The 23,011-nt window shown below is 67.9% G+C and carries 18 protein-coding genes and 1 riboswitch; of the genes, 12 read left to right on the plus strand and 6 right to left on the minus strand.

The genetic code is table 11. The features are described from left to right. The first annotated feature begins 52 nt into the window (after positions 1–52). The 4 genes from bamE to GH664_RS07480 all read left to right on the plus strand — a co-directional run bounded on the left by bamE (position 53) and on the right by GH664_RS07480 (position 5,642). On the plus strand, positions 53–544 hold the full coding sequence (gene bamE, locus GH664_RS07465; protein ID WP_153167427.1) for an outer membrane protein assembly factor BamE: 492 nt from the start codon (positions 53–55) through the stop codon (positions 542–544). A 13-nt stretch (positions 545–557) separates the two neighbouring features. Continuing rightward, entirely contained in the window at positions 558–1,157 is a 600-nt protein-coding gene (locus tag GH664_RS07470) for a hypothetical protein (protein ID WP_153167428.1), read from the plus strand. A 191-nt stretch (positions 1,158–1,348) separates the two neighbouring features. Next, positions 1,349–1,423: riboswitch (S-adenosyl-L-homocysteine riboswitch) on the plus strand. A gap of 76 nt (positions 1,424–1,499) precedes the next feature. Then, the gene (gene metH, locus GH664_RS07475) at positions 1,500–5,198 is read left to right on the plus strand and encodes a methionine synthase (RefSeq protein WP_153167429.1); all 3,699 of its coding nucleotides are present in this window, start codon (positions 1,500–1,502) and stop codon (positions 5,196–5,198) included. 66 nt (positions 5,199–5,264) lie between these two features. Further along, complete coding sequence (locus tag GH664_RS07480) at positions 5,265–5,642, plus strand: co-chaperone YbbN (protein ID WP_153167430.1); 378 nt, start codon at positions 5,265–5,267, stop codon at positions 5,640–5,642. Between the two features lie 108 nt (positions 5,643–5,750). On the opposite strand, the gene GH664_RS07485 is transcribed toward GH664_RS07480, so the two are convergent. Both GH664_RS07485 and GH664_RS07490 read right to left on the minus strand, forming a co-directional pair. Continuing rightward, a complete protein-coding gene (locus GH664_RS07485) occupies positions 5,751–6,131 on the minus strand; it encodes a YbdD/YjiX family protein (RefSeq protein WP_153167431.1) in 381 nt (126 codons plus the stop codon). Further along, positions 6,124–8,202: a carbon starvation CstA family protein gene (locus tag GH664_RS07490; protein WP_368857350.1), complete on the minus strand. Its 2,079-nt coding sequence runs from the start codon at positions 8,200–8,202 to the stop codon at positions 6,124–6,126. The genes GH664_RS07485 and GH664_RS07490 overlap by 8 nt, the downstream gene beginning before the upstream one ends. 263 nt (positions 8,203–8,465) lie before the next feature. Here GH664_RS07490 and GH664_RS07495 point away from each other — a divergent pair, with 263 nt between their 5' ends. After that, a complete protein-coding gene (locus tag GH664_RS07495; RefSeq protein WP_153167432.1) occupies positions 8,466–9,377 on the plus strand; it encodes a bestrophin family protein in 912 nt (303 codons plus the stop codon). A 142-nt stretch (positions 9,378–9,519) separates the two neighbouring features. Here the strand turns inward: GH664_RS07495 and GH664_RS07500 are convergent, their stop codons facing one another. After that, positions 9,520–10,413, minus strand: a complete 894-nt coding sequence (locus tag GH664_RS07500) for a LysR family transcriptional regulator (RefSeq protein ID WP_153167433.1) — start codon at positions 10,411–10,413, stop codon at positions 9,520–9,522. A gap of 171 nt (positions 10,414–10,584) precedes the next feature. Here GH664_RS07500 and GH664_RS07505 point away from each other — a divergent pair, with 171 nt between their 5' ends. Next, positions 10,585–10,992 carry a TerB family tellurite resistance protein gene (locus GH664_RS07505; RefSeq protein ID WP_153167434.1) on the plus strand — a complete coding sequence of 136 codons (408 nt, stop codon included), beginning with the start codon at positions 10,585–10,587 and terminating at the stop codon, positions 10,990–10,992. Positions 10,993–11,042: 50 nt separating this feature from the next. Here the strand turns inward: GH664_RS07505 and GH664_RS07510 are convergent, their stop codons facing one another. The 3 genes from GH664_RS07510 to GH664_RS07520 are packed head-to-tail and all read right to left on the minus strand — an operon-like array spanning position 11,043 to position 13,869. Next, positions 11,043–11,987, minus strand: coding sequence for a ribose-phosphate pyrophosphokinase (locus GH664_RS07510; protein WP_153167435.1), 945 nt, complete (start codon positions 11,985–11,987; stop codon positions 11,043–11,045). A 43-nt stretch (positions 11,988–12,030) separates the two neighbouring features. Continuing rightward, positions 12,031–13,266 carry an exo-beta-N-acetylmuramidase NamZ domain-containing protein gene (locus GH664_RS07515; protein WP_153167436.1) on the minus strand — a complete coding sequence of 412 codons (1,236 nt, stop codon included), beginning with the start codon at positions 13,264–13,266 and terminating at the stop codon, positions 12,031–12,033. A gap of 6 nt (positions 13,267–13,272) precedes the next feature. Continuing rightward, positions 13,273–13,869 carry a DOMON-like domain-containing protein gene (locus tag GH664_RS07520; protein ID WP_153167437.1) on the minus strand — a complete coding sequence of 199 codons (597 nt, stop codon included), beginning with the start codon at positions 13,867–13,869 and terminating at the stop codon, positions 13,273–13,275. Positions 13,870–14,490: 621 nt separating this feature from the next. On the opposite strand from GH664_RS07520, the gene GH664_RS07525 reads away from it, so the two are divergent. From GH664_RS07525 to urtA, 6 genes are all read left to right on the plus strand, one after another. Beyond that, the gene (locus GH664_RS07525; protein WP_153167438.1) at positions 14,491–15,813 is read left to right on the plus strand and encodes a tryptophan--tRNA ligase; all 1,323 of its coding nucleotides are present in this window, start codon (positions 14,491–14,493) and stop codon (positions 15,811–15,813) included. 338 nt (positions 15,814–16,151) lie between these two features. Then, on the plus strand, positions 16,152–19,205 hold the full coding sequence (locus tag GH664_RS07530; protein WP_153167585.1) for a transglycosylase domain-containing protein: 3,054 nt from the start codon (positions 16,152–16,154) through the stop codon (positions 19,203–19,205). Then, a complete protein-coding gene (locus tag GH664_RS07535) occupies positions 19,198–19,593 on the plus strand; it encodes a RidA family protein (RefSeq protein WP_153167439.1) in 396 nt (131 codons plus the stop codon). The genes GH664_RS07530 and GH664_RS07535 overlap by 8 nt, the downstream gene beginning before the upstream one ends. Before the next feature lie 25 nt (positions 19,594–19,618). Further along, positions 19,619–20,092, plus strand: coding sequence for a PACE efflux transporter (locus GH664_RS07540; RefSeq protein ID WP_153167440.1), 474 nt, complete (start codon positions 19,619–19,621; stop codon positions 20,090–20,092). 103 nt (positions 20,093–20,195) lie between these two features. Beyond that, entirely contained in the window at positions 20,196–21,221 is a 1,026-nt protein-coding gene (gene murB, locus GH664_RS07545) for a UDP-N-acetylmuramate dehydrogenase (RefSeq protein WP_153167441.1), read from the plus strand. A gap of 448 nt (positions 21,222–21,669) precedes the next feature. After that, positions 21,670–22,923, plus strand: a complete 1,254-nt coding sequence (urtA, locus tag GH664_RS07550; RefSeq protein WP_153167442.1) for an urea ABC transporter substrate-binding protein — start codon at positions 21,670–21,672, stop codon at positions 22,921–22,923. The last annotated feature ends 88 nt before the right edge of the window (positions 22,924–23,011 follow it).

Below are 23,011 nucleotides of genomic sequence, written 5' to 3' on the forward strand. Positions count from 1 at the left end.
CAGATGGGTGGGCGGGGCGCTGCACCGCAAACGAGACGTGGGTGAGCAATTGATGAAACGCTTCATGGCCTGGTTGTGTTCCCTGCTGTCCGCAATCGGCATCACTGCCTGCGACTACATCAACATCCGCGAACTCAAGCCCGGGGTCTCATCCGCGCTCGAGGTGCGCGACCGCTTCGGGCCGCCGCAGATGGAGTGGAGCAACGGCGACGGCTCGGTCACCTGGGAGTACACGCGCCAGCCCGAGGGCGTCGAGTGCTTCATGATCACCATCGGCCCCGACCAGATCCTGCGCAGCATCGACCAGGTGTTGAACGAGAAGACCTTCGCGCGGGTCGAAAGTGGCATGAACGGCGACCAGGTGCGGCGCCTGCTGGGCAAGCCCGCGTCCAGCCAGTTCTTCCAGCTCAAGCAGGAGACGGTGTGGGAATGGAAGATCGACCAGGGTCAGGCCACCGGCGGCGAACCCACCTATTTCACCGTGTCGTTCAACACCGACGGCCGTGTGGTGGGCACCGGCCGCTACACCAAGCACAGGAATTGACCGGGAGGTCGACATGTCTGCCGCAGTCCGCTCTGCCTCCGGTTCAGGGCGCGGAGCGTTGTTCGCCCTGTTGCTGCTGATTGCAGCCGCATTGCTCGGAGGCTGTGCCGCATTCGCCCCGCCGAAGCCCTTCACTACCGAGGCCGAGGCGCTGGCCGCGCGCGGCGAGCCCAGCCGGCGCTGGAAGAACGAGGATGGGACGACCACGCTGGAATACGCCACCCAGCCCTACGGCCACACCTGCCTGATGGTGCAGGTCGACGCCGGCGGCATCGTGCTGCGGCAGTGGGATGCGCTCGACGACGACAACCTGGCGCGGGTCAGAAAGGGCATGACGCGGGAAGAGGTGGCGCGCCTGCTGGGCGAGCACCGCTCGGAGCAGTTCTTCAAGCTGTCCGGCGAGGAGGTGTGGGACTGGAACATCCACAACGATGGTCCGGGCATCGCCACGCTGTTCAACGTGCATTTCATCGACGGCAAGGTGGTGCGCACCAGCCAGACCTACGTGTTTCCGCGCGACGGGGCGATGTTCGGCCCCTGGGGCTATCCGCCGCCTTTCGGTTACCCGTATCCGCGCTTTCCCGGCTACGGGCCGTGGCCGTACTGGTGGTGAGTGCTGAGCACGTCCGCTTGGTGCGGCAGGTCTGGTGGCGGGGGATGCGTGGAGCGGACGAGCACTGTCCGAGTCCCGAGCGTAGCAAGGTCGAGTTGCGCAGTCCGACGGAGCGCATCCCCCGCCGCCAGACCGCATTAGCAGCAATGCGGGATTGGCAGACGCCACCCTGAGCCGATAGAATTCAAGGCACTGCCGAGGAGCGCTGCGACCCCGTGAATAGCCCGGGGCCAGGCTCGGCAACCGATCAACGGCGCTCACAAACCTTCAGCCGGTTTGTGGCGCCGTTCGCATTTGTGCGTGGCGTTGCCCGGCGATCGTCGAACGACCGAGGAACACGCCATGCAAGCCGACCGCAGCACCGAACTCCGCCAGCTTCTCGCCGAGCGCATCCTGATCCTGGATGGTGCGATGGGCACCATGATCCAGCAGCAGAAGCTGGGCGAGGCGGACTACCGCGGCGAGCGCTTCCTCGACCACCCGAAGGACCTCAAGGGCAACAACGACCTGCTGGTGCTGACCCGCCCGCAGGTCATCGCCGGCATCCACCGCGCCTATCTCGAGGCCGGCGCCGACATCATCGAGACCAACACCTTCAACGCCACCCGCGTGTCGCAGGCGGAATACGGGCTCGAGGCGCTGGCTTACGAGCTCAACGTCGAGGGCGCGCGCCTGGTGCGCCAACTGTGCGACGAATACACGGCACGCAATCCCGCCAGGCCGCGCTTCTGCGCCGGCGTGCTGGGGCCGACCTCGCGCACGCTGTCGATCTCGCCGGACGTGAACGACCCCGGCTACCGCAACATCAGCTTCGACGCGCTGGTCGACGACTACTATGACTCCGCCAGGGGCCTGCTCGAAGGCGGTGCCGACCTGCTGCTGATCGAGACCATCTTCGACACCCTCAACGCCAAGGCCGCGGTGTTCGCGATCGAGAAGCTGTTCGAGGACCTCGGCAGCCGCTGGCCGGTAATGATCTCGGGCACCATCACCGACGCCTCCGGCCGCACGCTGTCGGGCCAGACCGCGGAAGCGTTCTGGAACTCGCTCAGCCACGCGCAGCCGATCAGCTTCGGCCTCAACTGCGCGCTCGGCGCCGACCAGCTGCGCCAGTATGTCGACGAGTTGTCCAACGTCTGCGACACCCATGTGTCCGCCCACCCCAACGCCGGCCTGCCCAACCCGCTGTCGCCCACCGGCTACGACGAGACGCCCGAGCACCTCGCCGGCGAGATCCGCGAGTGGGCGCAGAGCGGCCTGGTGAACATCGTCGGCGGCTGCTGCGGCACCACGCCGGCGCACATCGCGGCGATCGCGCAGGCGGTGGTGGGCCTCGCGCCGCGCGCCGTGCCGGTGCTGGAGAAGAAGCTGCGCCTGTCGGGCCTGGAGCCCTTCAACGTCGGCGGCGAGAGCCTGTTCGTCAATGTGGGCGAGCGCACCAACGTCACCGGCTCCAAGGCCTTCGCACGCATGATCCTCGAGGGCCGCTTCGACGACGCGCTGGCGGTGGCGCGCCAGCAGGTCGAGAACGGCGCCCAGGTCATCGACATCAACATGGACGAGGCGATGCTGGATTCGGTCGCCGCCATGGAGCGCTTCTGCAAGCTGATCGCCTCCGAGCCCGACATCTCGCGCGTGCCCATCATGCTCGACTCGTCGAAGTGGTCGGTGATCGAGACCGGCCTGAAGTGCATCCAGGGCAAGGGCGTGGTCAATTCGATCTCGATGAAGGAAGGCGAGGCCGAGTTCCTGCGCCAGGCGCGGCTGGCGCGCCGCTACGGCGCCGCGGTGATCGTGATGGCCTTCGACGAGCAGGGCCAGGCCGATACCTTCCGCCGCAAGACCGAGATCTGCGAGCGTGCCTACAAGCTGCTGGCGAAGCCGGTGGCCGAGGGCGGCGCCGGCTTCCCGCCCGAAGACATCATCTTCGACCCCAACATCTTCGCCATCGCCACCGGCATCGAGGAGCACGACAACTACGCGGTCGACTTCATCAACGCGGTGGCCTGGATCAAGGACAACCTGCCTCACGCCAAGACCTCGGGCGGGGTGTCGAACGTGTCCTTCAGCTTCCGCGGCAACGACCCGGTGCGTGAGGCGATCCACACCGTGTTCCTGTACCACGCGATCAAGGCCGGGCTGTCGATGGGCATCGTCAACGCCGGCCAGCTTGGCGTGTATGACGAGCTGGCCCCCGAACTGCGCGACAAGGTCGAGGACGTGGTGATGAACCGCAGGCCGGGGGCGGGCGAGGCGCTGGTCGAGTTCGCGCAGACGGTGAAAGGGCAGGCGAAGGAATCCGCGCAGGACCTGGCCTGGCGCGAGTGGCCGGTCGAGGAGCGTCTCTCGCACGCGCTGGTCAAGGGCATCACCGAGTTCGTCGTTGCCGACACCGAGGAGGTGCGCGCCAGGCTGGAGGCCGAAGGCCGCCCGCCGCTGGCGGTCATCGAAGGCCCGCTGATGGCGGGCATGAACGTGGTCGGTGACCTCTTCGGCGCCGGCAAGATGTTCCTGCCGCAGGTGGTGAAGTCGGCGCGCGTCATGAAGCAGGCGGTCGCGCACCTGATTCCCTACATCGAGGCCGAGAAGCTGCGCACCGGCGCCAGCAGCAAGGGCCGCATCGTCGTCGCCACGGTGAAGGGCGACGTGCACGACATCGGCAAGAACATCGTCGGCGTGGTGCTCGGCTGCAACGGCTACGAGGTCATCGACCTCGGCGTGATGGTGCCGGCGGCGAAGATCCTCGACGCGGCCCGTGAGCATGGCGCGCAGGCGATCGGCCTGTCCGGCCTGATCACGCCCTCGCTGGAGGAGATGGCCCACGTCGCCGCCGAGATGAAGCGCCAGGGCTTTTCCGTGCCGCTGCTGATCGGCGGCGCCACCACCAGCCGCAACCACACCGCGATCAAGATCGCGCCGCACTACGACCAGCCGGTGGTGTATGTGCCGGACGCCTCGCGCGCGGTGGGCGTGGTCACCGCGCTGCTCTCCGAGGGTCAGAGCGCGGCCTTCAAGGCCGAGGTTGCCGCCGACTACGAGAAGATCCGCGCGCTGCACGCCAACAAGAAGGGCATGCAACTGGTCGGCATCGAGGCGGCGCGCGCCAACTCATTCCGCATTGCGCCCGACTACCGACCGCCCAAACCCAACGTGCTCGGCGTGCAGGCGATCGACGTCGAGCTCGGCGAGCTCGTCAGCTACATCGACTGGGGGCCCTTCTTCCAGACCTGGGACCTCGCCGGCCGCTTCCCCGCCATCCTCGACGACGCGGTGGTGGGCGAGACCGCGCGCAACGTGTTCGCGGACGGCCAGGCGATGCTGCAGCAGATCGTCGCCGAGGAGTGGCTGCAGGCGAAGGCGGTGTTCGGCCTGTTTCCGGCCAACGCGGTGGGCGACGACATCGAGGTCTACACCGGCGAGGACCGCAAGCACCTGGCGATGGTCTGGCACGGCCTGCGCCAGCAGCACGAGCGCCCGGCGGGCAAGCCGCACTGGTGTCTGACGGACTTCGTCGCGACCAGGGATTCGGGCGTGCCCGACTGGATCGGCGCCTTCGCGGTGACCGCCGGGCTGGGCATCGAGACCAAGCTGGCCGAGTTCGAGGCCGCGCACGACGACTACCGCGCAATCATGCTGAAGAGCCTGGCCGACCGCCTCGCCGAGGCCTGCGCCGAGTGGCTGCACGAGCGCGTGCGCCGCGAATGCTGGGGTTACGTCGCCGACGAGACGCTCGACAACGAGGCGCTGATCCGCGAGGAATACCGCGGCATCCGCCCCGCGCCCGGCTACCCGGCCTGCCCGGATCACACCGTCAAGGGGCCGCTGTTCGAGCTCCTCGGCGTCACCGAGCGCATTGGCATGGGGCTGACCGAAAGCTACGCGATGACGCCGGCGGCGGCGGTGAGCGGCTTCTACTTTGCCCACCCCGAGAGCCACTACTTCGCCATTCCGAAGATCGGGCGCGATCAGTTGGAAGACTGGGCGCGCCGCACCGGCATGGAGGTGGACGAGGCGGCGCGCTGGCTGGCGCCGCTGTTGTGAGACCGCCGAGTGTCCGTACCCCTGCCTCGCGTATGATGCCGCTTTGCCGACCAGCCGGAGCCTGACATGCCCACCGTGGAGATCACCGCAGAAAACTTCAACGATATCGTGGAGAAGAACGACATCGTCTTCCTCGACTTCTGGGCGGCGTGGTGCGGGCCCTGCCGCAACTTCGCGCCCACCTACGAGGCGGCCGCCGATGCCCATCCGGACATCGTGTTCGGCAAGATCGACACCGAGGCCCAGCAGGAACTCGCTGCCAGCTTCCAGATTCGTTCGATTCCCACCATCGCGGTGATCCGCAGCAACATCATGGTGTTCCGCGAGTCGGGCGCGCTGCCCGCGAACGCGCTCAACCAGGTGATCGACGGTGTGCGCGCGCTCGACATGGATGAAGTGCGCGCCGACATCGCCCGGCAGCAGCAGGAACAGCAACAGCAATAGGCGTAGGCCGCGGCGGGCGAACAATCTCCCGCAGCGAGGCGAAAGAAAACGGCGGCCCGGGATCGCTCCCGGGGCCGCCGTTTTTCTCTGCCTTGCCGCGGTCCGCCTTCAGCAGGGGCAGCGGCTGCCGCTGCGTTCGGCGCTGGGGAAGCGCGCCTCGAGGCAGTAGCGGTAGAACTCCTCGCGGCTGAACGGCGTCGCTTCCGGATGGCGCGAGCGCATGTGGTCGAGGTAGTACTCGTAGTCGTGGATGCCGACCACCAGACGACAGGTCTGCACCACCTTCTTCGCCACGTCGCGCAGTCCGCTCAGCCAGTTCGAGCCCAGGCTGTAGCGCTCGAACTCGGCTTCCGGCATCGGCACCGCATTCGGGTCCCGAGCACGCGTCTCGGCCACGTAGCGTGCATAGGCGTCGTCGAGGTCGACTTCGGCCGGTGCCGCGGCGGCACCGGCCTTGCCGCGGCCGGTCAGGAGGCTCAGGTCAAGCATTGGCCGCCGCCGTGCGGTATTCCACCGGCGCCTCGACAGCGGTCGGCGTGCGGCTGGCGAGCGCCTCGCGGATCACGCTGAAGGCCGAGATCACCATCGTCACCGCAACCAGCATGAAGAAGCCGCACAGCACCGCATCGATCTGGTTGTTGAAGGCGACGCGGCTCATCTCCTCGATCGACTTCGCCGGCGCCAGCACCGTGCCTTGCGCCGCGGCGTCGTTGAACTTGTTCGCCAGGGCGAGGAAGCCGACCTTCGGGTTGTCGCTGAAGATCTTTTCCCAGCCCGCGCTCATCGAGGTGATGAACAGCCAGGTGGTGGGCAGCAGCGTGACCCAGGCGTAGCGCTCCTTCTTCATCTTGAACAGCACGACCGTGCCCAGGATCAGTGCCATCGACGCCAGCATCTGGTTACCGATGCCGAACAGCGGCCACAACGTGTTGATGCCGCCCAGCGGGTCGGTGACGCCCTGGTACACGAAGTAGCCCCAGCCGGCGACCGCCACCGAGGTGCCGATCAGATTGCCTACCAGGCTGCGCGTCTGGTGCAGACCCGGGATGAAGGTGCCCGCGAGGTCCTGCACCATGAAGCGGCAAGCGCGCGTGCCGGCGTCGACCGCGGTGAGGATGAACAGCGCTTCGAACAGGATCGCGAAGTGGTACCAGAAGGCCATCATCGCCTTGCTGTTGAACAGGTCGGTGACGATCACCGCCATGCCCACCGCGAACGTCGGCGCGCCGCCGGCGCGCGACAGGATGCTGTGCTCGCCAACGTCCTTCGCGATCTGCGTCAACATCTCCGGGGTGATCATGAAGCCCCAGCCGGAGATCACCTGCGAGGCGGATTCCACCGTCTTGCCGATCACCGCGGCGGGCGAGTTCAACGCGAAATACACGCCCGGATCGAGGATGGATGCGCACACCAGCGCCATGATCGCCACCAGCGACTCGCCCAGCATGCCGCCATAGCCGATCAGGCGCATCTGGCTCTCACGTTCCACCAGCTTGGGCGTGGTGCCCGACGCCACCAGCGCATGGAAGCCCGAGCAGGCGCCGCAGGCGATGGTGATGAACAGGAAGGGGAACAGGCTGCCGGAGAACACCGGGCCGCTGCCGTCGATGAAGCGCGATACCGCCGGCATCTTCAGGTCGGGCAGGGCGATGGCGATGCCGATCGCCAGGCCGACGATGACACCCAGCTTGAGGAAGGTCGACAGGTAGTCGCGCGGCGCCAGCAGCAGCCACACCGGCAGCACCGAGGCGACGAAGCCATACACCACGAGCGCCAGCGTGAGCTGCGGACCGGTCAGCGTGAACAGCGGGCCCCAGTATTCGCTGCGGGCGATGTCCTCGCCGTAGATGATGGCCGCCATCATCAGCACGAAGCCGAGCACCGAAATTTCGGCGATGCGGCCCGGACGGATGAAGCGCATGTAGATGCCCATGAACAGCGCGATCGGGATCGTCGCGGCGATCGTGAACGTGCCCCAGGGGCTCTCCGCCAGCGCCTTCACCACGATCAGCGCCAACGCCGACAGGATGATGATCATCACCGCGAGCGCGCCCAGCATCACGATCACGCCGGCGCGCGGCCCCAGCTCCTGCTTCGCCATCTCGCCCAGCGAGCGGCCGTCGCGCCGCGTGGAGATGAAGAGCACGAGGAAGTCCTGCACTGCGCCGGCCAGCATCACGCCGACCAGGATCCAGATCGTGCCCGGCAGGAAGCCCATCTGCGCCGCCAGGATGGGGCCGACCAGCGGGCCGGCGCCGGCGATGGCGGCGAAGTGGTGGCCGAACAGCACCCACTTGTTGGTCGGCACGTAGTCCAGGCCATCGTTGTAGCGCTCGGCCGGCGTCAGGCGCCGGTCGTCGAGCTCGAACACTTTCTCGGCGATGAACTTGCTGTAGAAGCGATAGGAAATCGCATAGCAGGACACTGCTGCCAGCACCAGCCATACCGCATTCACATGCTCGCCGCGGCTCAGGGCGAGCATGGCAAAGCCCGCTGCGCCCACAAGGGCGACGAGCAACCACACCAATTTGGACTTCACGCGAATCTCCAGAAGTTGCAATGAGATCCGGGGCGTGCCGACTGTCTCCCTGCCAGGGCAAGCCTAGACATCGAAGGGTCCGCCGTGCGGCGGTTATTGTTTTGTACCGACGATGAAACGGGACCGGAAGATTCAATTGTATGGCAATGCGCACGCGCTTGTGCCTTGCGCCGGATCAGGTTCCATACAGAATTTTAATTTGCGCTCGGGTGCGCCGTGCGCCGCGGCTGCTGGCAGAATCGCGCCTTCCGCCGTGCCGTGGCGTCAACACGCTCCATGCCCAATTGATCGTCCGTCCCCGCCCCCACTGGATTCGCCTGATCTTCGTTCGCCGCGGCTCGCTGGTGCGGCGCATCCTGTCGCAGCAGATCTTCGTCTTTCTGCTGTCGTGCGCGGTGGTACTCGCCCATGGCCAGTTGTTCCACTGGAAGGTCACGCTGACCTCCGCGCCGTTTTCGCTGATGGGGGTGGCGCTCGCCATCTTCCTGGGCTTCCGCATCAACGCGAGCTACGACCGCTACTGGGAAGCGCGCAAGTTCTGGGGGCTGGTGCTGGTCGAAGGGCGCAACCTGGCGCGCCATGCCCTGAGCCTGACCGGCGGCGGCGTCGATGCGCGGCCTTTCGTGCTCGGGCTGATCGGCTTTGCCACCGCGATGCGCAACCAGTTGCGCGGGCGTCCGCGCGAGGATGGTCTCGCCGGCTTGTTGCCGGCGGAGCTCGTCGAGCGGATCGGGCAGGCGCGCTTCGCGCCGGCGCTGGTGCTGCTGTGGCTGGCGCAGTGGCTGCGCGGTGTGCGCGAGGCGGGGCACCTGTCGCCGATGCTGGCGCAGCACATGGAGCAATCGCTGGATGCGCTGTCCGCAGCGCTGGGCGGTTGTGAGCGCATCGCCAACACGCCGCTGCCCTTCACCTATTCGGTGATCCTGCACCGCAGCTCCTACTTCTACTGCATGCTGCTGCCCTTCGGCCTGGTGGACACCATCGGCTGGATGACGCCGCTGGTCGTTGCCTTCGTGTCCTACACCTTCTTCGCGCTGGAAGCGCTCAGCGACGAGATCGAGGAGCCGTTCGGCACCATGCCCAACGACCTCGCGCTCGACGCCATCGTCGCCGGCATCGACGCCAGCCTGCGCGAAATGATCGGCGACCCGCTGCCGCCGGTGCCCGTGCCGGACGCCGAGTTCATTCTCAACTGAGCGTGCCGCGGCGGCGCATCCTTGCCCGGGCGCCTCGACTCCTGCCCCGACACGGCCGCCCGCCGCACCGGCGCGGCCGGCAGTGCGATCTGCCAGCGACGTGGGTGCGCGCAGCCGACGGGCCGTTCCGGAGCCGGCGCGTTCAGCCCGGCGTTCCGACCCGGTCGCGGATCGCCTGCATGGCAGGATGCGCCAGGCGGCGCTCGGTGGTGATCGCGTACACCTGGCTGTTCACGCCGACGATCTCGCCGACTGCTTCCAGACCGTACTGGCGCAAGACGCGGTCGCCGATCGAGGTGGGTGCCGCGAAAGCGCCCGCGCCGCTCTGGCCAAAGGCCTCCATCAGTGCGCTATCGTCCAGTTCGGCGACGATCGAGGGCTGCACGCGCAGGGCATCGAACCATTGCAGCAGTGCGTTGCGGCAGGCGACGCCCTCGCGCGGCAGCAGGAAAGGGGCGCCGCTCAGCGAGGCCGGGAAACCCGGCCTCAGTCGTGCCGCGAGCACGGGAGCGGCGAACACCGTCAGCGTGCTCTCGTCGAGCAGTGTGCTGTGGCCGCGCACGCTCACCTCTGCTGGAATGGGCCTATCGGCGAGCACGAGGTCGAGCCGATGCACCGCGAGCTCGGCGAGCAGCTCGGCGAGTGGCGCCTCGCGGCAGACGAGACGGCCCGGGCGTTCGACGCGCAGCGCTGGTTCGATGAGGTGATGGACGACGGACTTCGGCAGAGAGTCGGGGAAGCCGATGCGAAAGGGCAGGCTGCGGCGCAGGGTGTCGTCGCGCACCACCTCGACGATCTGGTCGCCGAGCGCGAAGATTTCGTCCGCGTGGCCGAGGATGCGCTCGCCCGCCTCTGTGAGTCTCAGCCGGCGCCCGCTGCGGCGGAACAGACTCACCCCCAGCGCGGCTTCGAAGGTGGCGAGCTGGGCGCTGATCGAGTGCGGTGCCAGATTCAGCACGCGACCCGCCTCGGCGATCGTTCCCAGCCGGGCCACGGTCCAGAAGTAGCGCAGGTGCTTGAAGTTGAGTTCGGTCATGATTCGGGTCCCGCCATTTGCTCGAAAAAATCGATTGAAATACTACTCATAATCGACTTTTTATGCGCAACCTTCTCCTGTAGTCTGCCCCTGTCTGCAGCTTCACCGAGAGCCGCTCACCCGGCGGCATAGGACCCTGCAGCGACCCTGACACGACAAGGAGACTGCATCATGCGCCACTATGAAATCGACAGTCCTCACACCGTTTCTCGCTTGCTCGCCCTCACCGCGCTCGCCGACGGCGGGCTGGGATGCAGCGAGATCGAGGTCTTGATGGAGGCGGATCTTGCCCGCCGGCTGAGAATCGGCAGGGTCGAGTTCGAGCGCATCCTGCGCGAACACTGCGATGACTTGCTGGCCAGCGCGCACTGCTCCCGGGGCCTGCGGCTGAACGTCGCGGGCGAGGTGCTCGACCTGCTGCTCGAGGATATCGCCGACCCGGCACTGCAGCGCGCCTTGCTGCACGCGATGCAGGACATCGCCAGCGCCGACGGCGTGGAGACGGCAGCCGAGGTGTACGTGCTCGGGCGGGCGCTGGAGAAGTGGGGAGGCCGCGCGGCCGCAGGCCGGTTCAACTGACAACGACCACCGCGCCGTTCCGGACGGCGCGGTGGTCGTTGTCGCAGGCCCTACTCGAACAGCGCGCCCACGCTCTCGCCGCTGTGGATGCGCTCGATCGCTGCGGCGAACAGCGGCGCCACGCTGAGCACCGTGATCTTGTCCAGGCGCTTGTCGGCCGGCAGATGCACGGTGTTGGTGACGACGATGGAGTCGATGTCGGCATCGCGCAGGCGCTCGATCGCCGGGCCGCACAGCACGCCGTGGGTGGCGCCGGCATGCACGCTGCGCGCGCCGGCCGCCTTCAGCGTGGCGACGGAGGACACCAGCGTGCCGCCGGTGGAGATCTCGTCGTCGAAGATCACCGCATCGCGCCCGGCCACATCGCCGACGATCTCGCCGTGCTTCACCGAAGTGTCGCTGGTGCGGCGCTTGTCGATGATCGCCATCGGGATGCCCAGCCGCTCCGAGAACCGGCCAGCGCGCTTGGCGCCGCCGGCATCGGTCGCCACCGCGACCATGTTGCTGGTGTCGTGGTTGTTGCGGAAATGCTCGGCGATCGCCGGGATCGCGGTCAGGTGGTCGACCGGCACGCTGAAGAAGCCGTGCACCTGGTCGGCGTGCAGGTCCATCGTCAGCACGCGGTGAGCGCCGGCGGTCTTCAGCATGTCGGCGATCAGGCGGCCGGTGATGGAGATGCGCGGTGCGTCCTTCTTGTCCGAGCGTGCGTAGGAGTAATAGGGGATCACCGCGGTGATGCGCTGCGCCGACGCGCTGCGCAGCGCGTCGAGGGTGATCAGCAGCTCCATGATGTGGTCGCTCACCGGCTCGGTGAAGGACTGCACCACATAGACGTCGCGCTCGCGCACGTTGTCGCCGATCTGCACGCGCAGGTTGTCATTGGAGAAGCGCGAGATGTCGAGCCGGCCGAGGCGCCGGCCGAGGCGGGCGCAGATCTCGGTGGCAAGGTCACGGCTGGCGCTGCAGGCGAAGATCTGTAGGGCGTGTTTGCTCATGGCGGGCTTAGCGGGTGGGGCCGGGAACTGCCTTTTTACCCCGTCAGGCGTAAAGCAGGAAAGGCCTGCGCGTGTCGCGCCATGCCGCTTCGTCAGCGCCAGCAATGGCGTCGAGTTCAGCGGGTGACGCTGTCGGGTCGTTCACCCATTCGCGCAGCAGCGGCGAGCCGTTGATCAGGTCGATCGCGAGGCGGTCGTGCTCGTATTCATAGGGGAATTCGCGCCACAGCGGGTAGTCCGGCTGCAGCCGGCGGATCGCCTTGAACGCCAGCGCCTGCACCCGCCAGGGGCGAAAGGCGGCGTGGTCGTAGTGCGCCGGGTCTTCGACATGGATGTGCACACCGTGGCACAGCCTGCCGGCGTGCTTGTGGAAAGTTGGCTCGAACCAGCACTCGCGCAGCACGCAGCCGGCCAGCCAATGCGGCGCGAGGGTGCGCATCTCGGCGATCACCGCGCGCGCGTCGACGTCGGGCGCGCCGAAGAGCTCCAGCGGGCGCGTGGTGCCGCGGCCCTCGGACAAGGTCGTGCCTTCCAGCATCACCGTGCCGGCATAGGCGCGCGCCATCCACAGGTTGGGCGCGTTGGGGCTGGGGTTGATCCACGTCCGCTCGCCCAGCGGCCAGCCGTAGCCTGGTGCGGCGTCGGGCTGCCAGCCCTGCATGGTGACGACCTGGCAATCGACATCGAGCTTCAGCGTGGCGACGAACCAGCGCGCCAGCTCGCCCATGGTGAGGCCGTGGCGCATCGGCAGCGGGCTGGCACCGACGAAGCTTTCCCAGCCTTCCCTCAGCAGCGTGCCTTCCACCGGCCGGCCGGCGGGGTTGGGGCGGTCCAGCACCCACACCGACTTGCCGTGCTTGGCAGCTTCCTCGAGCACGTAGCGCAGCGTGGTGATGAAGGTGTAGATGCGGCAGCCGAGGTCCTGCAGGTCGACCAGCAGCACGTCGAAGCTGTCCATCATCGCCGCCGTCGGCCGACGCACCTCGCCATACAGGCTGAACACCGGAATGCCCAGCAGCGGGTCGACGTAGTCTGCCGACTCCACCATGTTGTCCTGCTTGTCGCCGCGCAGACCATGCTGCGGGCCGAAGGCGGCGGAAAGCGTGAGGTCGGGCAGCGCCGCGAGCGCATCGAGCGAATGCGTCAGGTCGCGCGTCACCGATGCCGGATGGGCGAGCAGCGCGACACGGCGCCCCGCGAGCGGCCGGCGCAGCGCGGCGTCTTCCAGCAGGCGGTCGAGGCCGAACTGCAACGTGTCGGCATGCAGTGGCGCGGACATGTGCGCTCAGCCCTTGGCTTGCGCCGTGGTCATCACCATCGCAAACGCGGCGCGCTGGTGGAAGTCGGGCACTGGCGCGGCGTGGTGCAGCGCCCAGTAGGCGAGCCCGCCTTCGGCCGTCTCGATCACGGCGGACACGCCCACCGGCAGGCTGGTGCCGGGGTCGCAGGCGGGCAGCGCGGAGGGCGGCAGCACCACGTCCAGGCGGAGGCCGTCGGCTTCCTGCTGGAACACGATCTGCGGTGTGATGCGCGGATCGCTGGCCGGGGCGCGCACGCGGCAGGCGCTGAAGGCGTAGGCCCCCCACTGGCCGGAAGGTGAGAAGTTGAATTCGCGGTAATGCTCTTCACCCGGCACGCCGACGAAGACTTCGAAGCAGGTGTGCTTCCACAGGTCGTCCGCCGCGGACGGTGGCTGCGGCGTCGGCACGCGCAGTCCGGAAACGTCGCCCTCCAGCCGGAAGGCGAAGGCGAAGCTGCCGTCGGCCAGGGTGCGCGCCGACAGCCGGATGCCATTCACCGTGGTGGCCGGGCTGGTGGAGTGAGGACAGAGGGCGACGGTGATGGTCGGCGCGGGCGGCAGGTCGGAGAACGGACGATTCACGGCGAATGGGAATGTGGTTCGGATGCGGGGCGGATTCGGGGCGGATGAGCGGGCGCGCCTGCGCTTCGGGCGGCGCGGCCGCAATGGTAGCGCGTTAGCGCATCGCCGCGGGGGCCAAGAAGACCCCTTGCCCGTCTAGCGGGTCGGCCCCCCCTGCCCGCCGAAAGTCCGTTCCCATTCGGCGTCCGACAGCAAAATTTCGCTGACCTCCGGCTTGCGGGGATCCGGTTGCCTGCGCCGTTCGCGTTCGCCCGGCCTCGGGCCGAAATCCACCTGACGGCGATCGATGCCGGTGCGGCGCTCTGCGCCGGAACGTCTCTCGTGGGAGCTATGTCTGCTCATGCCTGCTTGCCCGGGACGGTCCCGGTCCTACGCGCACATGCCCGCGCTGCGGGGCGGTGCGGCGGGTTGTTGTGGTACTGCAGCGCGCTGATCTGAATGATAGTGCGTGCCGCAACGGATGCCGTCCAAAGAACACATGCTGTTGCGACATTTTTCCCAGCGCGGCGCACATGCGGCCGGCCACGGTGGCGCGGGGCGGGGGCGCGGTCCACAGCCTGGCCTCGCAGGCGCTAAACTTGCGCCCTTTCATCCCTTGCCCACGCATCGCCGGAGCGATCCATGTCCGTCAGCCATCCGTCCGTCCAGCGCGTCCTCACCGGGATCACCCCGTCGGGCACGCCCCACCTCGGCAACTATGCGGGGGCGATTCGTCCTGCGATCGCCGCCAGCCGCCAGCCGGGCGTGGAGAGCTTCTACTTCCTGGCCGACTACCACGCGCTGATCAAGACCACCGACCCGGCGCGCGTGCAGCGCTCGACGCTGGAGATCTCGGCATCCTGGCTGGCTGCCGGGCTGGACACCGAGCGCGTGTGGTTCTACCGCCAGTCCGACATCCCCGAGATCCCGGAGCTGACCTGGCTGCTTGCCTGTGTCGCGGGCAAGGGCCTGCTCAACCGTGCGCACGCCTACAAGGCTGCGGTGGACAAGAACGTCGCCGCCGAGGAGGACCCGGATGCCGGCGTGAACATGGGCCTCTTCATGTACCCGGTGCTGATGGCGGCCGACATCCTGATGTTCAAGTCGCACAAGGTGCCGGTCGGCCGCGACCAGATCCAGCACATCGAGATGGCGCGCGACATGGCGGCGAGCTTCAACCATCTGTACGGCGAGCACTTCGTGCTGCCCGAAGCCGAGGTCGATGCCTCGGTGGCGACGCTGCCCGGCCTCGATGGCCGCAAGATGAGCAAGAGCTACGACAACACCATCCCACTGTTCGCGCCCGCGGCCGAGCTGAAGCGCCTGATCTTTTCCATCGTCACCGACTCGAAGGCGCCCGGCGAACCCAAGGAGGCCGAGGGCTCGGCGCTGTTCCAGCTCTATCAGGCCTTTGCCACCGCCGAGGAGACGCGCGCGATGCGCACCGCGTTCGAGGAAGGCATCGCCTGGGGCGAGGCCAAGCAGGCGCTGTTCGAACGGGTCGACGCCGCGGTCGCGCCGATGCGGGTGAAGTACGAGGCGCTGATCGCCGAGCCGCACGTCATCGAGCGCCATTTGCAGGAAGGTGCGGAAAAGGCACGCGCGATCGCCACGTCCTTCATGGCTGAACTACGACACGCGGTCGGCCTGCGCAACCTGGCCGTGGCCTTTGCCGCGAAGGCCGCCGACAAGCCGAAGGTGGCACTGCCCCAGTTCAAGCAGTACCGCGAGGCCGACGGTCGCTTCTACTTCAAGTTCGTCGACGGCGACGGGCGCCTGCTGGTGCAGGGCGCGGGCTTCGACTCGCCGCGCGACGCCGGGCGCTGCGTCGCCGCCCTGAAGCAGGGCACGCCGTTCCACATCGAGGGTGATGGCATGCATGTGGACGGGGCGCGCATCGGCGACCTGGCCGACGGCGTGCATGCCGACGAGGTGCGTCGGGCGCTTGCCTCGCTGGCGGCCTGAAGCGCAGGCGCCCGGTTTCCCCTGGAGCCGCGGCCAGGTCCGCGCCCACCGCAGCCCCTCCCGTGGGAGCGCCGACGGCCGCGATCAGGTCCGCACGGGAAGGCGGCGCCAACGCGGCCCTCGTCAGCCGCCGATGGCATTCCTGTCACGGAATGCCGGATAATTGATGCAGCGCAAAAACTAGAAGATTGTTGTCCGTGACCCCCGACGTTCCACAAGCAGAACCTGATCCCGCCCCGATCGACCCGGTCGCACCCGCCCCCGCCGCAGCGACCGACGGGAGCCCCCCGACATCGGCGCCGCCGCCGCGCGGCCGGCCGCGCCCCGGCTTCTTCCGCCTGCTACGCTGGCTGACCCTCATCGTCCTGCTCGTCGGCCTCACCGCGGTCGCCATCCTGATCACCGACGAAGTCGTCAGCTCGCGGCTGCAGGCGCGCTACATCAGCCGCTATGCCGCCACCCTGGACTACGGTCTGGTAGAAGGCGCGAGCGATGCGATCCGCTTCCCGACGCATGGCCCCTTCGACCGCCGCATGGGGTATGCCGATCTCCCGGTCATCGCCCAGCGCCTGACCGAGCGTGGCTTTGCCATCACGCAGCAGGTGCGCTTCTCCGACGAGCTGATGAAATACACCGGTCGCGGCTTCTTCCCGCCCTATCGCGAGAAGACCCATGCCGGCCTCGATCTGGCCGACTGCCGCGGCGAGCCGCTGTACCAGTTCCGCTACCCGTACCGGCACTACGACGGCTTCGCTGCCGTGCCGCCGCTGGTGGGGCAGGCGCTGATGTTCATCGAGAACCGCGACCTGCTGGACGAATCGCGCCCCCGGCTCAACCCGGCGGTGGACTGGGTGCGCTTCTCGCGCGCGGTGCTGGGCCAGATCGGGCGCATGGTCAATCAGGACCTCGACGCCCCCGGCGGCAGCACCCTGGCGACGCAGATCGAGAAATATCGCCATTCGCCCGACGGCGTAACCTACGACGCGCGCGAGAAGCTGCGGCAGATGGTGTCGGCCAGCGTGCGTGCCTACCGCAATGGCGAGGAAACGCTGCCGGTGCGCCGTGAACTGCTGCTCGACTACCTGAACACCGTGCCGCTGTCGGCGGCGCCGGGCCACGGCGAAGTCAATGGCCTGGGCGACGGCCTGTGGGTGTGGTTCGGTGCCGATTTCGACAAGGTCAACGCACTGCTTTCCGCGCCGCCTGCCGACGGCAGCACGCTGGCGGCGCAGGGCCGTGCGCTGCGCCAGGTGGTGGCGCTGATGATCGCGCACCGCCGGCCGTCCTTCTATCTTTCGCGCAGTGGCCGCGACGACCTCGCCCAGCTCACCGACAGCTACGTGCGCCTGCTTGCGGAGGCGAGGCTCGTCGCGCCCGCGCTGCGCGACGCGGCGCTCGCCGAGCCGTTGAAGTTCCGCGATCTGGTGAAGGATCCGGCGGTGCTGCCGGCCGACCTCGGCAAGGGCGCGACGGCGATCCGCACGCGGCTGGCGGGCATGCTCGACGCCTCGCTGTACGAGCTGGACCGCTTCGACCTCGACGCCACGGCGACGCTGGATGGCCCGCTGCAGCAGGCGGTGAGCGACTTCCTCGGCAAGCTGCGCGACCCCGCGTTCGCCCGCAGCCAGGGCCTGATCGGCGAGCGCATGCTCACGCCGGAGCGCATCGACGCCGTGCGCTACAGCTTCAACCTGGTGGAGCGCACGCCCGGCGGCAACCGCGTGCGGGTGCAGACCGACACATCCGACCAGCTTTTCGACATCAACGAGAGCAGCAAGCTCGAGCTGGGCTCCACCGCCAAGCTGCGCGTGCTGGCCACGTATCTCGAGATCGTTGCCGAACTGCATGGCCGCTTTGCCGGCCAGTCGGCTGCGGACCTGCGCCGCGTCGAGGTCGCGCAGCGCGACAACATCTCACGCTGGGCGATCGACTACCTCGCCCATGCCGCCGATCGCAGCCTGCCGGCGATGCTCGAAGCGGCCCTCGAACGCCACTATTCGGCCAGTCCCGGCGAAAGCTTCTTCACCGGTGGCGGCGTGCACACTTTCAGCAACTTCAACGCCTCGGACGACGGTCGCAGCCCGACGATGCGCGAGGCCTTGCAGGGGTCGATCAACCTGCCCTTCGTGCGCCTGATGCGCGACGTCGTGCGCCACACCATGTACCAGGTGCCGGGCAGCACCGCCCAATTGCTCGACGACGCCGACGACCCGCGGCGCATGGAATACCTTGCCCGCTTCGCCGACCGCGAAGGCCAGGTCTTCCTGCGCCGCTTCTGGCGCAAATACCAGGGCAAGACGCCGGACGAGGTGCAGGAAGCCTTCCTCGACGGCCTGCGCCCCGGCGCCGAGCGCCTCGCCGCGGTGTTCCGCTACCTGTCGCCGCAGGCCTCGCCGGACGAGCTGGCCGCCTTCCTGCGCAAGCGCCTGGACGATGCCGAGCTGACGTCCGCGCGTGTCGAGCAGCTCTACAAGCGCACCGCGCCCGAAGCCTACGACCTGCCGGATCGCGGCTATGTCGCCCGCGTGCATCCACTGGAGCTGTGGCTGGTCGGCTATCTGTCGGCCAAACCGGAGGCGAGCTGGCAGGAGGCGGTGGACGCGAGCGCCGAGGAACGCCAGGAGGTCTATCGCTGGCTGTTCCGCACCCGCTTCAAGGGGGCGCAGGATTCGCGCATCTACACCATGCTGGAAGTCGAAGCCTTCCTCGACATCCACCGGCGCTGGGCACGCCTGGGCTATCCCTTCGACCACCTGGTGCCGTCCTATGCCACTGCGCTCGGCAGTTCGGGCGACCGGCCGGCGGCGCTGGCCGACCTGATGGGCATCATCGTCAATGGCGGCGTGCGCCTGCCCACTGCGCGCATCGAAAGCCTGCGCTTCGCTGCCGACACGCCGTATGAGACGCGCTTTGCGCGCCGCGCCGCGGAGGGCGAGCGGGTGATGGCGCCCGAAGTGGCGGCGGCGCTGCGCAATGCGCTGTCCGAGGTGGTGGAGGGCGGTACCGCGCGGCGGTTGTCGGGCGCGTTCAAGCTCGCCGACGGCACTGCGCTGGTGGTGGGCGGCAAGACCGGCACCGGCGACAACCGCATCGCCATCGGCCGCGGCGGCGCCAAGGGGCTGGCGCTCAACCGCACCGCGACCTTCGTGTTCTACATCGGCGAGAACCATTTCGGCACGCTGACGGCCTACGTGATCGGCCCCGAGGCGTCAGGCTACCGCTTCACGTCCGGTCTGCCGGTGCAGATCCTGAAGTCCATGGGGTCGATGCTGCTGCCTCATCTCGAGCCGCATGCCAGCGGCGGCTGCGCGGCGCCGAGGCTTGAGCCGGCGGGCGCGGCCGGCAATAATCCGGCGCTCCCCGCCACAACGACAGAGATCAAAGATGATTGAACGCCAAGCCATCATCCCGCAGGGGATGGAATACGTGTACGACCGCATCCACTACGCGCCGGCGGTGCGCGTGGGCGACACGATCTACGTGTCCGGCCAGATCGGCCGCGACGACGACGGCCAGCTGGTGGAAGGCACCGAGGCGCAGATCGTGCAGGCCTTCGAGAACCTCAAGAAGGTGCTCGCGGCGGCCGGTGCGCAGTTGAGCGACATCGTCGATCTCACCACGTTCCACACCGACATGCGCGACCTGCAGTTGTTCATGAAGGTCAGGGATCGCTACCTGACGCAGGACTTCCCGGCGTGGACGGCCATTGGCGCGGCCTCGCTCGGCGGCGCGCCGGGCTATCTCATCGAGATCAAGGCGGTGGCGGTGCTGCGGCGCTGAGGCGCGCACTGCTGCGTCCTGAGCGTTGGCCATCCAGCCCAGGCTCCGCTCGCTGCCCGATCGGCTGCGCCAGATCGCGCTGTTCGAGATCGGCGGCCTGCTGCTGATCACGCCGCCCTTCGCGTTGCTGAGCGGTGTGCCGGTGACGGAATCACTCGGCCTGCTGGCGGTGCTGGCGTTGATGGCGGCGGTGTGGAACGGCGCCTACAACACCGCCTTCGACTGGTTCGAAGGCCGGCTCACCGGCCGCACGGCCGACCGCCGGCCGTTCCGCCTGCGCTGCCTGCATGCGGTGGGCTTCGAGACCGGCCTGCTGCTGATGACGCTGCCGGTCATCGTGTGGTGGACCGGCATGGGCTGGGTCGATGCGCTCGTGGCCGACATCGGCCTGGCGGCCGGCTACACGGTGTATGCCCTGGTGTTCAACCTGGGCTACGACCGCATCTTCCCGATAACGCCGGCGGTGCGGCCCGGGGCAGAGGCGAGGCCACGCGACTGATCCCGTGTTCAGCATCGATTTCCCGGTTTGGCAGCGCGCAGCCAGCGCTGCAATCTCCTTCCTCGCCGCCTGACTTGCGCCGCATCATTGCCCGGACCCTCCAGTGACTGCTCTACCCTTTTCCGTGCCCGATGCCGACCTCACACGGCTCAATACCTTCGGCCTGCCCGCGCATGCGGGGAGGCTCGTCCGTGTGACGACCGCCGAGCAACTGCGGGCTCTGGCCGCTGAAACCTGCTGGGCTGCGACGCCGAGGCTGGTGCTGGGTGGAGGCAGCAACCTGATCTTCACCGGCGATTTTGCCGGCACGGTGCTGAAGGTGGAGATCGGCGGCCGCCGGCTGGTGGGCGAGGATGAAGAGGGCTGGATCGTCGAGGCCGGCGCCGGCGAAAACTGGCACGATTTCGTGCGCTGGACGCTGGCGCAGGGCTGGCCCGGGCTGGAGAACCTGTCGCTGATTCCGGGCACGGTAGGCGCGGCGCCGATCCAGAACATCGGCGCCTATGGTCTGGAGATGGCGGAGCGCTTCGAGTCGCTCGATGCGATGGAGCTGGCGACCGGGGCGGCGCGCGTCTTTACTGCGGCGGACTGTGCCTTCGGCTATCGCGACAGTGTGTTCAAGCGCAACCCCGGGCGCTGGCTGGTGACGGCGGTGCGCTTCCGGCTGCCGAAGCGCTGGGCGCCGGTGACGCGTTATGCGGATGTGGCGCGCGAGCTGGAAGCGCAGGGCATCGCGCAGCCGACTGCGCTGCAGGTGTCCGATGCGGTGATCGCGATCCGCCGCCGCAAGCTGCCCGATCCGGCGGTGATCGGCAACGCGGGCAGCTTCTTCAAGAATCCGGTGGTGGATGTGGCGACCCATGCGCGGCTGGCAGCGGCACACCCCGGCATGCCGGCCTATCCGCAGGCCGACGGTAGCGTGAAGCTGGCGGCGGGCTGGCTGATCGAGCAGGCGGGCTGGAAGGGCCGCGATCTCGGGCCGGTGGGCTGCTTCGAGCGCCAGGCGCTGGTGCTGGTCAATCGCGGCGGCGCCACCGGGGCCGACGTACGGCGCATCGCGGCGGCGATTCAGGCCGAGGTGCTGGCGCGCTTTGGGGTCGGGATCGAGCCGGAGCCGGTGTTCGTTTGAGTCGCGGTTTGCCGTTGTGGCTTGGGGGCGCTAAGCGCCGGGCGCGCCGGGTATTCGCTCCGAGGGCTGCGGAACTCGCCTGCGCTGCGCTTGGCTCAAACAGTCCTCGCCCTCTCCGCGAATACCCGGCACGCCCGGCTTGGCATGGGTGCGACTTCAGGCGCCCTGTATTTCTTCGGAGTGACACTGCACTGTTGCGGTGCGCCTGGTCTGCCGCACCGCATCAAGCTTGGGCGCCGGTCGGTCGCCGGTGCGATCCTCTATCCGCCGTGGTGCATCCGCGCTGAAAACGGGTGCTGCCGCCCAAGTGGCTGTGTTGCCGGTGGTTTTATATCCGTTCCGGATCTTTGGCGTGCTCGCTGCGACACGTGGCACGCCCTTTGCTGTTAGCTGACCGACAACGCGTTTTGCCGTTGTGCATCTCTCAGCTCACAACAAGGGGTCGTCCATGAACCGTCGCAATTTCGTCAAAGCGCTCACGCTGTCCGCTTCCATCGCCGCCATCGGCCTGCCCGTCGGGGCGCACGCGGCCGACACCATCAAGGTCGGCATCCTGCATTCGCTGTCGGGGACGATGGCGATCTCCGAGACCGCGCTGAAGAACGTGGCGCTGATGACGATCGAGGAGATCAACGCCAAGGGCGGCGTGATGGGCAAGAAGCTTGAGCCGGTGGTGGTCGATCCGGCGTCCAACTGGCCGCTGTTCGCCGAGAAGGCGCGCCAGTTGGTGGCGCAGGACAAGGTCGCGGCGGTGTTCGGCTGCTGGACCTCGGTGTCGCGCAAGTCGGTGAATCCGGTGTTCAAGGAGCTCAACGGCCTGCTGTTCTACCCGGTGCAGTACGAAGGCGAGGAACTGGAGAAGAACGTCTTCTACACCGGCGCCGCGCCCAACCAGCAGGCGATCCCGGCGGTGGAGTACCTGATGAGCGAGGAGGGCGGCGCCGCCAAGCGCTTCGTGCTGCTCGGCACCGACTACGTGTATCCGCGCACCACCAACAAGATCCTGCGCGCCTTCCTCAAGAGCAAGGGCGTGGCCGATGCGGACATCATGGAGGACTACACCCCCTTCGGCCATTCCGACTATCAGACCATCATCGCCAACATCAAGAAGTTCGCCGCGGCGGGCAAGAAGACGGCGGTGATCTCGACGATCAACGGTGACTCCAATGTGCCTTTCTACAAGGAACTCGGCAACGCCGGCCTCAAGGCCACCGACGTGCCGGTGGTGGCGTTCTCGGTCGGCGAAGAGGAGCTGCGCGGCGTCGATACGAAGCCCCTGGTCGGCCACCTGGCGGCGTGGAACTACTTCATGTCGTTGAAGAACCCGGAGAACGCGGCCTTCGTGAAGAAGTATCGCGACTGGGCGAAGAAGAACGGCGTGCCCAACGCCGACACCGTGGTCACCAACGACCCGATGGAGGCGACCTACGTCGGCATCTACATGTGGAAGCAGGCGGTGGAGAAGGCCAAGTCCACCGACACCGACAAGGTCATCGCCGCGCTTGGCGGCCAGACGGTCAAGGCGCCGTCCGGCTTCACGCTGACCATGGACAAGACCAACCACCACCTGCACAAGCCGGTGTACATCGGCGAAGTGCGCGGCGACGGCCAGTTCGACGTGGTGTGGAAGACGAAGGAGCCGATCCGCGCCCAGCCCTGGAGCCCGTTCATCCCGGGCAACGAGTCCAAGCAGGGGATCTGAGTCGCGACCTGCGGGCCTGACGTGTTTCTTCTCGGGGCCGGCTGGTCTGCCCGGCCCCGCGGTGGAGGGCGAGTCCACCGTGTGTGCG

This window comes from Thauera sp. 2A1, assembly GCF_009469595.2.
Classification (GTDB): domain Bacteria; phylum Pseudomonadota; class Gammaproteobacteria; order Burkholderiales; family Rhodocyclaceae; genus Thauera.